Source organism: Variovorax sp. M-6 (genome assembly GCF_052114385.1).
Lineage (GTDB): Bacteria > Pseudomonadota > Gammaproteobacteria > Burkholderiales > Burkholderiaceae_C > Variovorax.
Window position 1 is genome coordinate 1 of the sequence record NZ_JBFREQ010000068.1, and the last position, 12,916, is coordinate 12,916.

The 12,916-nt window shown below is 61.5% G+C and carries 14 protein-coding genes; 6 read left to right on the forward strand and 8 right to left on the reverse strand.

Going from position 1 to position 12,916, the window contains the following annotated elements:
- The 4 genes from AB4Z46_RS34635 to AB4Z46_RS34650 form a co-directional block, all read right to left on the reverse strand.
- Positions 1 to 482 (reverse strand): DUF2092 domain-containing protein (locus tag AB4Z46_RS34635; protein ID WP_442288082.1); only part of this gene is annotated, 482 nt, incomplete at its 3' end.
- Positions 483 to 691: 209 nt separating this feature from the next.
- Positions 692 to 1,000: a hypothetical protein gene (locus AB4Z46_RS34640; protein ID WP_442288083.1), complete on the reverse strand. Its 309-nt coding sequence runs from the start codon at positions 998 to 1,000 to the stop codon at positions 692 to 694.
- Positions 1,001 to 1,039: 39 nt separating this feature from the next.
- A complete protein-coding gene (locus tag AB4Z46_RS34645; protein WP_442288084.1) occupies positions 1,040 to 2,023 on the reverse strand; it encodes a transporter in 984 nt (327 codons plus the stop codon).
- Between the two features lie 263 nt (positions 2,024 to 2,286).
- Entirely contained in the window at positions 2,287 to 3,714 is a 1,428-nt protein-coding gene (locus AB4Z46_RS34650; RefSeq protein ID WP_442288085.1) for a DUF1254 domain-containing protein, read from the reverse strand.
- A 113-nt stretch (positions 3,715 to 3,827) separates the two neighbouring features.
- Between AB4Z46_RS34650 and AB4Z46_RS34655 the strand changes: the two genes are divergently transcribed.
- The gene (locus tag AB4Z46_RS34655; protein WP_442288086.1) at positions 3,828 to 4,931 is read left to right on the forward strand and encodes an AraC family transcriptional regulator ligand-binding domain-containing protein; all 1,104 of its coding nucleotides are present in this window, start codon (positions 3,828 to 3,830) and stop codon (positions 4,929 to 4,931) included.
- Between the two features lie 892 nt (positions 4,932 to 5,823).
- Positions 5,824 to 6,231 (forward strand): hypothetical protein, encoded by a 408-nt coding sequence (locus AB4Z46_RS34660; RefSeq protein WP_442288087.1) that lies wholly within the window; start codon positions 5,824 to 5,826, stop codon positions 6,229 to 6,231.
- 256 nt (positions 6,232 to 6,487) lie between these two features.
- Here the strand turns inward: AB4Z46_RS34660 and cls are convergent, their stop codons facing one another.
- Positions 6,488 to 7,954: a cardiolipin synthase gene (gene cls, locus AB4Z46_RS34665; protein ID WP_442288088.1), complete on the reverse strand. Its 1,467-nt coding sequence runs from the start codon at positions 7,952 to 7,954 to the stop codon at positions 6,488 to 6,490.
- A 645-nt stretch (positions 7,955 to 8,599) separates the two neighbouring features.
- Here cls and AB4Z46_RS34670 point away from each other — a divergent pair.
- Complete coding sequence (locus tag AB4Z46_RS34670) at positions 8,600 to 9,286, forward strand: hypothetical protein (RefSeq protein ID WP_442288089.1); 687 nt, start codon at positions 8,600 to 8,602, stop codon at positions 9,284 to 9,286.
- A gap of 95 nt (positions 9,287 to 9,381) precedes the next feature.
- Here AB4Z46_RS34670 and AB4Z46_RS34675 read toward each other — a convergent pair whose 3' ends face one another.
- A complete protein-coding gene (locus AB4Z46_RS34675; protein WP_442288090.1) occupies positions 9,382 to 9,573 on the reverse strand; it encodes a hypothetical protein in 192 nt (63 codons plus the stop codon).
- Positions 9,574 to 9,754: 181 nt separating this feature from the next.
- On the opposite strand from AB4Z46_RS34675, the gene AB4Z46_RS34680 reads away from it, so the two are divergent.
- Genes AB4Z46_RS34680 through AB4Z46_RS34690 form a run of 3 tightly spaced genes read left to right on the forward strand, consistent with a single transcriptional unit; the run spans position 9,755 to position 11,045 of the window.
- A complete protein-coding gene (locus AB4Z46_RS34680; protein ID WP_442288091.1) occupies positions 9,755 to 9,988 on the forward strand; it encodes a hypothetical protein in 234 nt (77 codons plus the stop codon).
- On the forward strand, positions 9,985 to 10,632 hold the full coding sequence (locus AB4Z46_RS34685; RefSeq protein ID WP_442288092.1) for a response regulator transcription factor: 648 nt from the start codon (positions 9,985 to 9,987) through the stop codon (positions 10,630 to 10,632). Before AB4Z46_RS34680 ends, AB4Z46_RS34685 begins: the two co-directional genes overlap by 4 nt.
- Positions 10,633 to 10,673: 41 nt before the next feature.
- Positions 10,674 to 11,045: a response regulator transcription factor gene (locus AB4Z46_RS34690; RefSeq protein WP_442288093.1), complete on the forward strand. Its 372-nt coding sequence runs from the start codon at positions 10,674 to 10,676 to the stop codon at positions 11,043 to 11,045.
- Between the two features lie 48 nt (positions 11,046 to 11,093).
- On the opposite strand, the gene AB4Z46_RS34695 is transcribed toward AB4Z46_RS34690, so the two are convergent.
- Positions 11,094 to 12,041 carry a hypothetical protein gene (locus tag AB4Z46_RS34695; protein WP_442288094.1) on the reverse strand — a complete coding sequence of 316 codons (948 nt, stop codon included), beginning with the start codon at positions 12,039 to 12,041 and terminating at the stop codon, positions 11,094 to 11,096.
- 671 nt (positions 12,042 to 12,712) lie between these two features.
- A partial coding sequence (locus tag AB4Z46_RS34700; RefSeq protein WP_442288095.1) for a fatty acid cis/trans isomerase occupies positions 12,713 to 12,916 on the reverse strand: 204 nt, incomplete at its 5' end.

The window sequence follows — 12,916 nt, forward strand, 5'->3', positions numbered from 1 at the left end:
AGGTCGGCAAAGGGGAAGTAGATCGCGGCGTTGTCGAAGGCCTGCTTGAGCATGGCGTCGATGGTGGGCGGGGCCGGTGCCACGGCAACCAGGTTCTCGGCTGGTGCGAAGGCGGTGATGGTCTTGCCGTCGTAGGAGAACTCCGAGGCCGGTCCGTCGCCGAGAGCGATCACGCGCAGCCTGTCGGGGCGCTGCAGCAGCACCTCGGAGCTCGTTGCATAGGCGAGAGCGGGACCCACGCTGCTTGGGCTCTCGTAGGTGGTGATGGCCGTGAAGGCCAGCGACTTCGCGCCCGTCAGGCTGGCACTCATTTCGCGCAGCAGGTCGATCGCCTTGGCTTCGAGTTGGGGCGCCCGGGCCTGCGGATTGATCGCAGCGCGGACCGGCTTGGGCGGCGCGGTCGTCTGGGCCCCCGCCTCAAAGCTCGACGCGAAGTTAGCTGCAATCAGCGCAGTGCATGCAAGGTATCTGGTTTTGATCATGTGACTGTTCGGAGTTGGGAGGTCAGCAAAACGGCTGCCGGCGCTGTGGGCAGGTGAGAGATTCGTCCGGCACGCTCTGTGCCGTTGAACTTGTAGTCGAGCGGCGCCGAGTCCTCATCAAGGGCTCATTCCGTCATCGACTTGGTCAGTCAATGCTTCATCACGGGAAGCCCGTAGAAGATTGACAGACTTCGACACGACGGCAGCTTTCAGCGGGCCCGAATGACGTCGGAGACGACACCGTTTTCGTTGACCGTGCAGTTGATGTTCGGCTGGTCAACGCCGATGCTGAGGGTGACCACATAGAACCCTTCCTCCATGGTCTGCGAATCGTAGAGCGGCTTCACATTCTCCTTTGGCACCTTGCGCTCGCGCGAGACCGCATCGATGCAGCTCGTGCGCGAGATCTGCGGCGAAATGAATCCGGCAAAGATCGGCGGTGGTTGGTAGTTGGCGCAACCGCTGGCGATGACACCAAGGCCGAGGGCGGCTGTGATGGAACGACGAATGAAAAACATGTGGCTCCTTGGGGGGCGTTGACAAAGTGTCTAGACCAGTCACTTGGGAAACATGAACTGTGCTTGCAGGCGAATTTGCCAATTGGGCCCGTTGTCCGGCTTCACCACGTTGTAGTACGCCGAAAGTTGCGTGTTCACCGGCAGCTTGCCCAGATGGAAGATCTTGCCGATGCCGCCGCCCACGGGCACGGTCCAGCGCTGACTGCTCTCGGCCTTCCAGTCGGCCGTGATAATCGGCGCGCTCGTGAGGTAGAAGCCGCCGGGAAAGTTGTAGTTGACGAAGGGCTGCAGCGTGCCGTTGTTGTACGAGCCGCCCTGCTTGCTGCTGCTGACCGACCAGATGTTGTTGACCAGGGCGCCGAACACCCACGGGTTGCCATGCTCCATGTGCAGCACGACGAGGGCCGGCCCCATGCCCCAGTTCTTGTTGCCGAGCTCCGCGTTGCTGTTGGTCGGAATCTGCACCACGGGACCCGCACCCCAGATCCACTTGCCCGGATTCGCCGGCGACAGGAAGGCGGTGAACACGACGTCGCCGACGCCACTGAGACTGCCGATGCCGGGGCCGAGCGAGGGCATCGAGATGACTGGAAGGATCGTGCGGGTGATGACGTTCCAGTCCTTGTTGACCGAGATCGGGATCACCGGCTGGATATTCAGGACGTTCTGGGTCCCTTTTTCAGGCCCGAAATTGAGATTGGTGTTGTTCTGAAACGGTACGCTGATCAAGTTGCCGACCGGATTCTGCGCGAGCTTGGCCAGTTCTTCGGCGCTCAGTTCCGCTTGAGCAGGCAAGGTCCACGCAAGCGCGACGGTGAATGCGGCGAAAACTAGCCAAGAGGGGGTCAACGTGTTCTTCAAGGTATGTCGTTTCCAAGTGGCAGAAGGGCCTGTTTTGCTTCCCATGGGGTTGAGTTTGCAAATGGAAATTGCCACGACATTCATTCGGCTGCGTGTCCGGCGCGCGCAGCAACCCGCCAAGAGAGCGGCAAAGGCGCTCGTCGGCATCGACGACAGCGACATAGATGGGGGTGATGGTGCTCATCGGAGGGCAACTTGCACTTTGGGCGTCTCCGAACCCTTTGTCTACTGCCCCTTAGGGAAGGTTGGCGCGGCCGCCGTCGTTACGCCGACTTCTTGCGGCTTGACAAGACATTGGCGTCCCGCCGAAGGACCAGGGCCGACCTCCATCCGATTCACCCGAGTAGCGGCTTTCGCCAACGGTTGCCTTCCGCGCCAGCGCCACCTTGCACCGCCCATCTTCCAATGTCAGCGCGGTTCGGAGATCAACGCACCTTGCTGATCACTGGAGGCCACCAGGAGCCATCCAGAACCGATGGCGGAGTCTCCTTGGGCCAATACAGACGGAACATGGGGATGAATCCCCCCGCCGGCGCTGGGAGCCAGTTGGATTCCTTGTCCGGGCCAGGGTTGTCCTTCTGTACGTACAGATCGATCGAACCGTCGGCGTTGGCCTTGAGTTGATTCCGCAGACTGACGGTGTACCGGTTCAACGCATTGGGGATGAAGAAGTACTGGTCGTCGTACATCGTCAGCGACCAAAAGCCGCTGGCAGGCGGCAAATCGCTCTTGCTCTTGAAGCGAACGACATATTTGTTGCGCGCGGTATCCAGTGGCTCGCCATCGGCATCCTTGAGTCCGACGACATAGACCGCGTCCTTCGGCGCGTTGGCAGGAATACCGAACGCAGAGAGCCAAGCGCGGGCCATGTAGTCGGTGCCGTAGTGACCGACCTTGAGGTTGAGCAGCCAGCCGTTCTTGGTTTGACCAGAATCCTTTGTGTATTCGACGATCTTCGCCCATGCCGTCTTGGGGGCTTCCTCGATCGCCTTGGCCACAGCCGGGTCAAACTTTCCAAGGTCGAACTTCTGCCCAGGGACAATCCCGATCTTCGCCAACTTGGCAACCATCGGGCCGTCCTCGGGCGCCGGTGGATTGTTCTTCATCAGTTCGGCCATCCATTGGAAGTAGCTGGCCGCATCGAGTGCATTGACGTTGTCACGCACGGACCGCTTCATGTCGACGCTGGGATCGACCTTGGTCGGTGCAGGGACGTATTTCTTTCCCCAGGAACTGAGCGGCTGAAGCTTGTACTGGTCCTGCAGTGCCCAAACCGCCTTGTAGTCCTCGGGAGTCCCGGTCGAGTAGGTGCGTGCAAGAATCCAGACGGTAGACGTCGGCGACTTCACCTGCTTCACGCCGTCGGGAAGCTTCCCGGTCCAGCCTGGCCCAGTGATGGCATAGGTCTGAGCCTTTTGACCCGTCGTACGAGAGCCGGGATCGAAAATCACAGGCACCCAAGCATCGTAGAACTCCCAGACATAGTACCGGTTGCCCATGTCCGGCCAGCTGACCACCCACGGCTCCTTGGAGACATCGATGAACGCATTGGAATACAGCGTGTCGGCGTTTGGAGCCGTGACGTCGCGGTAGGCGGCGGACGGATACTCGCGCAGATTGGCGAACTGCCCCATCGGCGCGCGCGTCGTAGTAGGCTTCTCCACATTCGTGATGACCTTGCGTGACATCTCCACCGAGACCAGGGAATAGCCGTAGATATAGGCATCGATCGCGATGCTTTTCGCCTCGTCCGCGGTCAGCGCCTGGGCGGCCCCGCTACCAGCGACAAGGCTCGCGGCCAGCGCCCAGCCTGTAACAGTACTAAACTTCATAAACTCAGGTTTTCCCCACATTGATTGATCATCTTTGACATTCGACGACGGCCGGACCAAATGCTCTCCGGCACCTAGTCAAATTGACGCACGATGTTGCTCGATGTTTCGAGCCGCAGGTAGGTTAATAGCAAGTGAATCAATCCACCACTCATTTCGCGCCAAATACCGTGAAAATTACGCAGGGCACGAAGCGCGACGCTCCACCAGTGATCTCGGTCACGGCCATGGCTGGTGTGTCCGAAATGGTCCGCCAAGCGTTCGGCGAAAAGGTACTGAGACAGGCCAAGCAAGCGGCGATGCTCGACATCGAAATGATCGAGCACCACGACTGCTTCATCCCTCAGGCGACCATGACGGGTTTTCTGAAGGAGGTGGAGCGGCGTGCGGGCGAGCCGCATATTGGCTTGCTCGTCGCGCCGCACCTCTCCCTGACCCGGTATGGGCGATGGGGCGAGTACGTTTTGGCATCCGATACGCTTCGCACAGCGATTGCTCGTGCGTTGGCCACATTGGGCTATCACAGTACGGGCGATCGGATGGAGACGTCGGTCGACCGCGGGGTGGCGCGCCTCAGCTATTTCAACGCGGCGCGGGGGTGGCCCGGCTACGTGCACGTTGCCTGCGGCACCGCGGGGGTGATGCTCAGCCTTTTCCGGTCCTATCTCCCGTCGAACTGGCTCCCACGACATGTCGAATTGGACATTCCTCGTCCACGATCTGCCTCGTTCTTCGAGGAGGCGTTTTCTTGTCCAGTGGTATTCGACGCGAGCGCCGTCTCGATCTGCTTCGATGCTCGCTTGCTGAACGGCCCGGCAACGCGACACCCGTCCACGCGCTTGGTCACGATCGAGGATGTCGCCCGTTCCCGAATGGGGCCTGCCAGTCTCGACAACTTTCGGGGGGTGGTCATCGCTCAAATCTGGGCGCAGGTCCTCTCTGGCGAGGGGTCAATCGACAGCACCGCGCGGGCGCTCGACACCAGTGTCCGCTCGCTGCAGCGGGCGCTTAGTCACGACGGAACCGATTTTCGAGAATTGGTGAACGTCGTTCGAGTTCAGCGCGCGAAGGAACTGCTTGAAGGGACCCAGGCTTCGATCACCGAAATTTCGAATGAACTGGGATATTCGGCGCCGGCGAACTTCGCCCGTGCGTTCAGAAAGGCGACTGGAGCCGCACCGCAGGACTTCCGAAGAAAGCCCACCGGACCGATCACTCGGCAGCATCTCCCGATGTGAAGCGTGAAACCGCGCTTGAGTGTCAAGGGGTCGATCAAGAGTAAACCGCCGAGGTTCGGCGCATTTGGCCAGCATGCCTGCGATAGTCGCGCGTTGGTGTTCTGCACTTGGACGAGAGCAGTTCGCGCCGAAAAGCTGAGCCACAGGGTATTGCGTGGGCATGTCTTGGCCGACCCAAGGTCCGCCAAGCGAGGCGCTGCATACGGTTTAGCGGCGGATGGCGCCAATGAACGCGGCGCTCGACAGTTGGCCTGCGCGGCGTCTTGAAGTCAGAGATGTTCGCCAGATCAAGCGCCCACTCTGACCTTGGCCTGCTTGCCATTGCGCCTCTGATCGCGCGCCATCAGCCCCGCAGCCTGCCACTCCAACTTTTGGCCAATCAGATGCACACGCTCGCTGCCTGGCCACACGAATTCGATCGACAGGAGATCTAAACGTTCCCGACACGAGAAAGTGGCGGTGCATGCCAATTCAAGTCGTATTGGAATGCTGAGAGGTCCAATCAAACGAGTCCGACGCTCACACATCACGCATCACGGCAGTTGGCGCCACACCGAACCGATCTCGAAAGCGGCGAGAGAAATGAGCGGCCGATATGAACCCGCAGCGCCATTGATGCACAAAATTCTCGTTCAGCCCGAACTATAGCTCGACCGCAGCCGTCGAGGCATCAGTCCACCCTCCTCGCATGCCGTCAGGATCTGCGACTTGAACTCCGTGCAGTGACGGATGAAGGCTCTAACTGAACGACCATGGCCACGGCTCCCGTACGCGGATGGTGCCCGCGAGATCTAGAGGTTACATTTTGCTGGGTGGGTCCTGCAGCGATCCACATCAAGCGGGTACGGATGGTCCGTCACCGCATCACCTGTCGTCACTTTAAGGGAAGCCGATGTTCAAAGTCTTCATTACGTTCAAAACCGTCGCCGCCATGTTCTTGATCTCGCTCGCCGCCGCCTGCGCCACCAGCAATCCAGAGCACCTGGATACTGCGATCGCCGCCGGCTTCAAGATCGTCACGCCGATCAATGCGGATCAAAAAGCGATCTTCGCGAAACTTCCGAAGAACACGATCACACCGGTCAACTACCGTGGTGCGACCTACTACGTGCTGCCTGATTCTTCGAATGGGATGGCCTATGTTGGCAGTTCTGCACAGTACTCAGTCTATCGGGAGATGCGGTATCAGAAGCAAATGAGCAATGAGGATCTGAAAGAGGCTCAGATTGACGAGTTGAACAATATGAACTGGGGCGCGTGGGGTGGCGCAGGGGCGGCTTTCACCGCCGGATTCCCTTGATAGCAGAAGGTGGACGGATCCGCCGGATTGACATACGCAGAACTCGCCTGGCATCCTGAGACTCTTCGCAGGTCTTGTCGACCAGGTAAGGCCACTGAGGTCAGTGCCGCACGACCCAGCGGGGCCTCGCTCGAGATCCGGCCTCAGTTCCTCTGAAGCATGCGGGAGAAGTAGTGGCGCGAGAGGCGCACGCCCGACGTCATATTGGCGTCGATCATGCGAAACCAGTCTTCGTGCAGTGGAGGGGAAGGCCGTATCAAAGTACTGGCCCCAGCGTTGCGATCAGGTTGTTCCACAGGCGGCGCGAGAGCGGCCAGGCCGCCACCATCTCGCGCGTGACCGGATGCGAGCGGGCGATGTATTGTTGCTGGCGCTCGCGCATGGTCGCCGTGAGCGCCTTGTCGTGAAACAGGATGTTGTTCTCGTAGTTCAGATCGAAGCTGCGACGATCCATGTTGGCCGAGCCAATCAGGCTGATTTCGCCGTCCAGGGTGACGGACTTGGTGTGCAACAGGCCGCCTTCGTATTCGAGGATCTTCACGCCGGCCGCCAGCAACTCGGCGTAGTAGCTGCGGCTTGCTGCACCGACGATCCATGAGTCGTTGCGCGCCGGCAGCACGAGCGTCGTGTCGATGCCTCGGTAAGCCGTGGTGCACAGCGCGCTGAGCAGTGCGTCGTTGGGCACGAAGTAGGGCGTGGTAATGACCACGTCGCGGCGCGCCGCGAACAGCAGCGTCTCGAACATTTCCGGCATGGCCGAGAAGCGCACCGTTGGGCCGGTGCCGACCACCTGCGCCGTCACCCCGCCGGGCATCGGTTCGGGCAACGGACGGGCCAGCAGTGCGAGCAGCTCATCCTGGTCCGTGTCGACGTAGGTCATCCAGTCGCTTGCGAACAGGATCTGGTTCTGCCGCGCGATCGGCCCTTCGAAGCGCACCACGGCATCGACCCAGGGCGCGAATTTGGCCTTCACGAGGAATTCGGGGTCGGCGCAGTTCTGGCTGCCGCAATAAGTGATGCGATCGTCGACCACCACGATCTTGCGGTGGTTGCGCAGGTCGATGCGGCCGTGGAAAGGACGCAACAGCAGATGGCCGATGGGCAGCCCGGTGGCCACTTGGACTCCGGTCGCGCGCATTGCCGGCCAGTGCTCGGAGCGAACCATGCTGCGCGAGCCCAGGTCGTCCACCATCGCCCTGCATCGCACGCCGCGAGCCGCAGCCCGTTTCAGGGCCTCGACCACCTTGCGGCCATTGTTGTCCGGCAGCCAGATATAGAAGAGCAAGTGGACGTGATCGCGGGCGGCGTCGATATCGACCACCATGGCGTCGATTGTCGCGGTTGAGTCGGCCATCAACTGCGGCCGATTGCCTTCTACTGGACCGAAGCCGCTGATCGAGTGGCCCAGCTCGAACAAGTGGCGCCAGTGCGGGTGCACCGAGGCGAGCCCGCTGCCGGCTTCGGCTGCAGCGGCACCCGGAATCTGGGCGATGCGCTTGAGCACGCCATCCAGGCGCTTGACCCGCGTACCGCCGATGTTCGCCTCGCCGAGCAGCAGGTAGGCAACCATTCCGATCAGTGGTATCGCACCCACCACCGCGATCCACGCGATGCGCGAGGCGGGATCCCGATGCGGCCGCAGCAGGATCCGCGCGATCACAAGAAATTCAAGCAGCGTGACGATCGCGATGGCGATCAGAGAATGACGGAGCGCGTCGAACATGCGGGCCTTCAGGTCGACCGGGGAGCCGGCTCGTGATTGTGTAGGGAAAACGGGGTGAGGACTGTTGCCTCGAGACACCTGTTCCAGGACGGGTTCAGGCAATTTCGTTCACACTGAACCCTCCAACTACCTGCGCGTGATTCAGCCTCCGGCAAACCTCCGACCCCCCTCTTGGCACGTCACGCATGCGAGTCATCCCGCCATGCGGCAGCTGGATTCGCTTCGCTATTTCATTGCGGCCTTCCGCTGCGTCCAAATCGAAGCCTGCGTCTCTCCGGTCAAATGGCGCGAAATGACAATCTTTCGACTGAGCCAGCCGCTATGATTCCAATAGCGTCGCGGCCATTGGCTGCCTGTGCGCGTCCATTCAGTTGCTCGTATTTGTGGGAAACGGCTGAGAAACAGACAACCGTCAAATAGCCTAAAAGCGGATAGAACCACCATTGCCATCGTGCCGTTGGATCGTGTTTTTTCGTCGGCTGGAGCAATCCGCGATGTGGCGCGGGGTTTCGAGCGTCGACCCGTCGAAGGGCTCGGCCATTCTGCGAGCCATCAACATATTCATCGTACCTAAATCACGGCAGGTTGCCGCGCAAATTCACTGGCGATTCGAGGAGGTAGCGTTCGCCTCAGCGCCGTTTTGGAATGCAAAAGATCTCATCGTTCAAGGCCCAGGCGCTGTTTCGGCGCCTCGTCGCCACTTCCGGTCCGGAGCGATCGTCCTGGGAGGCTGTCGGGGCGTTGGCGAAGGAGGCCAGGCCGAACTGGGGCCTTGATCTCCACGCGGAGCGGGAGCCGTTCACAGCCGACGCCTTCGTCTACCTGGTCGACACCAGCAACCTGTGGATCGCGGCAGCTGCGGTCGCTCCGGCGCAACTGGCCTCGCTGAGGGATGAGGTCGGGGGCGAGACAGGGCAGGGCGAAAGCACCGAGTTGCGGGCCGACTCCGCCGCGGCCATGGCCAGTGCCAGCTTGAAGGCGCAGACCGGCGATGGGGGGATGGCCTCACTCGTAACGTTGCGAGCATTGGCGGTCGGCCTTCGGGCAATCGCTGCGGCGCCGGAATTTGCTGCAGCCGCCGAGCAGTCGCCGGGGCCGGACAACAGCCACTGGCTCCTGCTGCTCTACCACCTCTCCGACGGCGAGGTGATCGCGGGGTTGGGCCATGTGGATGACCCGATCCCCGGCATGCTTGATCGGGCGACGTTGTTCGAGTACGTGGCGATCATGGTCGAGATGCATCTGAAGGCGGGCACCGTCCTGGACGCGGCAGTCGAGCGTGGCGGCGGCGTAGTACTCGCGCCGGCGCTCGAGGCCGTCGGCCTCGCCTGAGAACACAAAAAAGGAGGCATGCAGACTGCCAGCAAGCCCGACTGCACGAGCGCTTCGCCCTCTCATCGCTCCTGAGCGCCGAACTCGAGCGCGCTCTAGATCACGAGCGTTCCAGGTTGCCTCGTGTCGATTTGGCTTCCGCGTCCATGCACCAGACCGATGTCGAACTGGACCACCAGTTCGCGCAGGACTGGTTTGGCCGGAATGATCGCTTCGCACCAGCACAGACATCCTTTTGACTCGCTTTGTGCCCTCCCCAGGACGGCGCTCACATTCGTGTGGATCATGGAAGCGTTGATGGTGATGTTTCGATGAGGATGGAAGCGGAATCTTCATCGCAGCGCAGTAAGCTCGAACGCTCGAGACGGATGTGCCGCTCAGAATAAAAATGCGTCGATTTGCCAAGACTCGGGGCAAGCACTTCACAACGCGCGCAGACCGGGGGGCAGATTTGCTGAATGGAGGACCGTGAAGCAGAAAAATTCAGACCATTGCCAAGCTCGGACCCACGATCTCGGCCGACGACATCCCTCAACGCCAGCCGGCGATTGCGGGCAGTTCCAACAAGCGCAACTCGACGACCCTATTGCCACCGGCATGGGTTCGATCGACGAGGCAGGCAGCCAGGCAAAGATTCGCGGCGGCGGCGGTGGCGGCCTTCGATTCACGTTGTCGGTCGACAAGGATCTCGTCGCAGCATGAACCTGATCGAACCCACCGTTCACATTGTGGATGACGACGTGTCGTTTCTCACCGCCACGTCCCGCTTGCTGCTCGTCAGCGGTTTCACCGTGAAGACCTTCCTGTCTGCGAGTGAATTTCTTGCGCAGTACGACTGCGATGCGCGGGGCTGCGTGGTGACGGATTTGCAAATGCCCGGGTTGAACGGACTTGATCTGCAATCGGCGCTCGCGCTGACGCGCGACCCGCTGCCGCTCGTCTTTTTGACCGGACACGGCGATATTGCCTCTTCCGTACGCGCGATGCGCGGCGGTGCGGAGGACTTTCTGGAGAAGCGGGCCTCCAAGGAAGAATTGATCGACGCGATACGTCGTGCCTTGGCGCGGGACGAGCATGAGCGCGAGGCGAGGGCTCGCCACCGTGAGCGGGAGGAGCGCTTCAGCGCACTGTCGGTGCGAGAGTTCGAGGTACTTTCCCACGTTCTGCAGGGCCGGCTCAATAAGCAGATTGCCGGCGAGCTGGGAATCAACGAACGGACTGTGAAGCTGCACCGCACAGCGATCATGGCGAAACTGGGCGTACGGTCCGTCGCGGCGCTCTCGAGGTTGTCGCAGGAGGCAGGTGTAGCGGCGGCGGCTGCGCCGACCTTCCCCAAGGGGCAGTAGACAAAGGGTTTGCATGCGCTCAAAGTCCGCGTCGACCTTCGATGAGCAGCACCACTACTTTCTATGTCGCGGTCGTCGATGACGACGAGAGCGTTTGCCGATCGCTTGGCAGGCTGCTGCGCGCGTCGGGCATGCAGCCGATCACCTACGGCTCAGCAGAAGAGTTCCTTGCGGACTCGAAGAAACCTCGGTTCGACTGCCTGGTGTTCGATGTCCAGCTCCGAGGCATGTCGGGCATCGAACTGGCCCGGCGCCTGGTTGCGGAAGGTGGACACGCGCCGTTCATTTTCATCACCGCGCACGACGATGCGGAAACGCGCACCGCGGCGCAAGCCGTCGGCTGCGCGGCCTACTTTCGCAAGATCGATACCGGGGCCGATGTTCTCGAGGCCGTCCGCCGAGCGGCTGGCTGAGCAAGGACATCTGCCATCGATCTTGCGTGCCCGTCCGTCGATGGAACCCTAGAAGCTCACGGCCAGTCCGACCGAGAATCCCGAGACCTTGTGACCGAACATGTGGCGCAGCACCAGGCGCGTGCGGGTGATGAAGAGATCGTGCGCGCTTGAGTCGAGTTCGAGTCCGACTCCAACCGAACTTAGGGAGGAGAATCCGAGCACTCCGGCCTGGTCGCCGAGGTAGCGCGTGTATGCATACTCCAGCACGTAGCGCACCGGACGCTCTAGCGCCGTGAAGCCGGTCGGAGCCCGATAGCGGCTCCACAGGCTGGCCGTGATGGCGTTGGCATGGCCCTGTACCGCAGGCGAGCTGCTGCCATAGCTCTGCAGCCGGATGTTGGTGTAGCGCAGCTCGACGTCGATTTCGCTCTCAGGCCGATAGCGCTCGTAGTCCAGCATCAACGAGCCGCCGAGGCCGTAGGCGTTGAGATGGCCCCTGTCGAGAAAATCCAGTTCGGGCCCGGAGTTCCGACCGAGAAGGGCTCTGGCGATCGCCAAGTCGCTTGCGACGCGGCCGAGCGCTAGATTGACAATCGGCCTGAACTTGAGATCTGGCACCACAGGGAAGTCCCACCCCATGCCCCCGGTCAGCGCGCCGTTGTTCCATTTCACCGGGATCGCACGCTCCTGACGGCCGTTGCTCGCATAGAACGTGGGGTCGTAGCGGCTCGCGGCAATGCCACCTTCCAGATAGAGCGGAAATGACTGGCTGACGGTGAACCCGCCGGCGACCTGCGACATTGCAATCGTCGGGTTGCCGGTCTGTGGACTGGAGATCGACAACGAGCTTGAAACGAGGTCGGGCACGACGGAATAGCTCATCAGTGCGAGCACGCTGTTGACGCGCTGATGCAGCTTGGCCTCGGTCACGACGAAGTCGGCCGCCTGTTGTGCCTTCGCGCACGGGACGAAGAGCTCAGCGCCAAGCACAAGGGCCAACGGGATGAACCTCATGCATGAGTGTCTGGATGAAAAAGGGAAGAAAGGCCGGCTTCGGGCGACCGCCTCGGAAGCCACGGCCCTGCTGATCGGAGGCCATCTTGCTTGACGTTCTGCGCTTCGATGAGCGTAGCAACAAGCGTCCTAGCCCGCACCTTCCCCTTCGGGCAGTAGACGGCGAACGCCCCGCAGGCCCATAGTTTCCACGTGGCTCGCGCGCGCTTGGGGTCGAGGAAGCGACGGACCCTGCACGACCAGACGGTGGAATGCGCAATGACTCAACGAAGAACCTTGTGCTGCCTTCCGGCCAGACCGCGCCCGCCACCGGCCGCGGCCGAGCCACCGGTCACAGCGAGGGGGACTGCGCCTGCCGTACCACACAGTTAGCTGAGCAGATGCGACACTTCGACGATCTGGTGCGCCTGGCCGGGACATTGACCCTGGCAGAACGGAGGGCGGACGGAGCGGCGCACGCGATGAATGCTCAATTGCGATTGCTGCGCCAGGGATTTGATCGGGACGAAGCGCATGTTCGGTCGTCGCACGGCTTCGCAGATCGCCGCCAATGCGCAAAATCCTCATGGGCTTCCCCGCCGAGCGTGATGATGGGGAAAGACCTCGTTCATTGGACAATCCCGTTCCGCCGTGAATTTCGAACGGGCCTGGCTGCGCCGGCCCTGGCGCGGTCACCTGTTTTCGAAGCGGTTCAAATCCAGGATGCCGGCCTGCAAGGGCTGGTCGCGGCGATAGCGCTCGACCAGCGCATCGCTCACGGCCCAGAAGCCGGGGTCGGTGCGGCGCACCGCGAAGCGTTCGGAGAAGGCCGCATAGTCCGCCTCGGACTTCAGCTTCCGGATCGCGTCGGCCATGGCCGGCAGCTGGGCCGGACT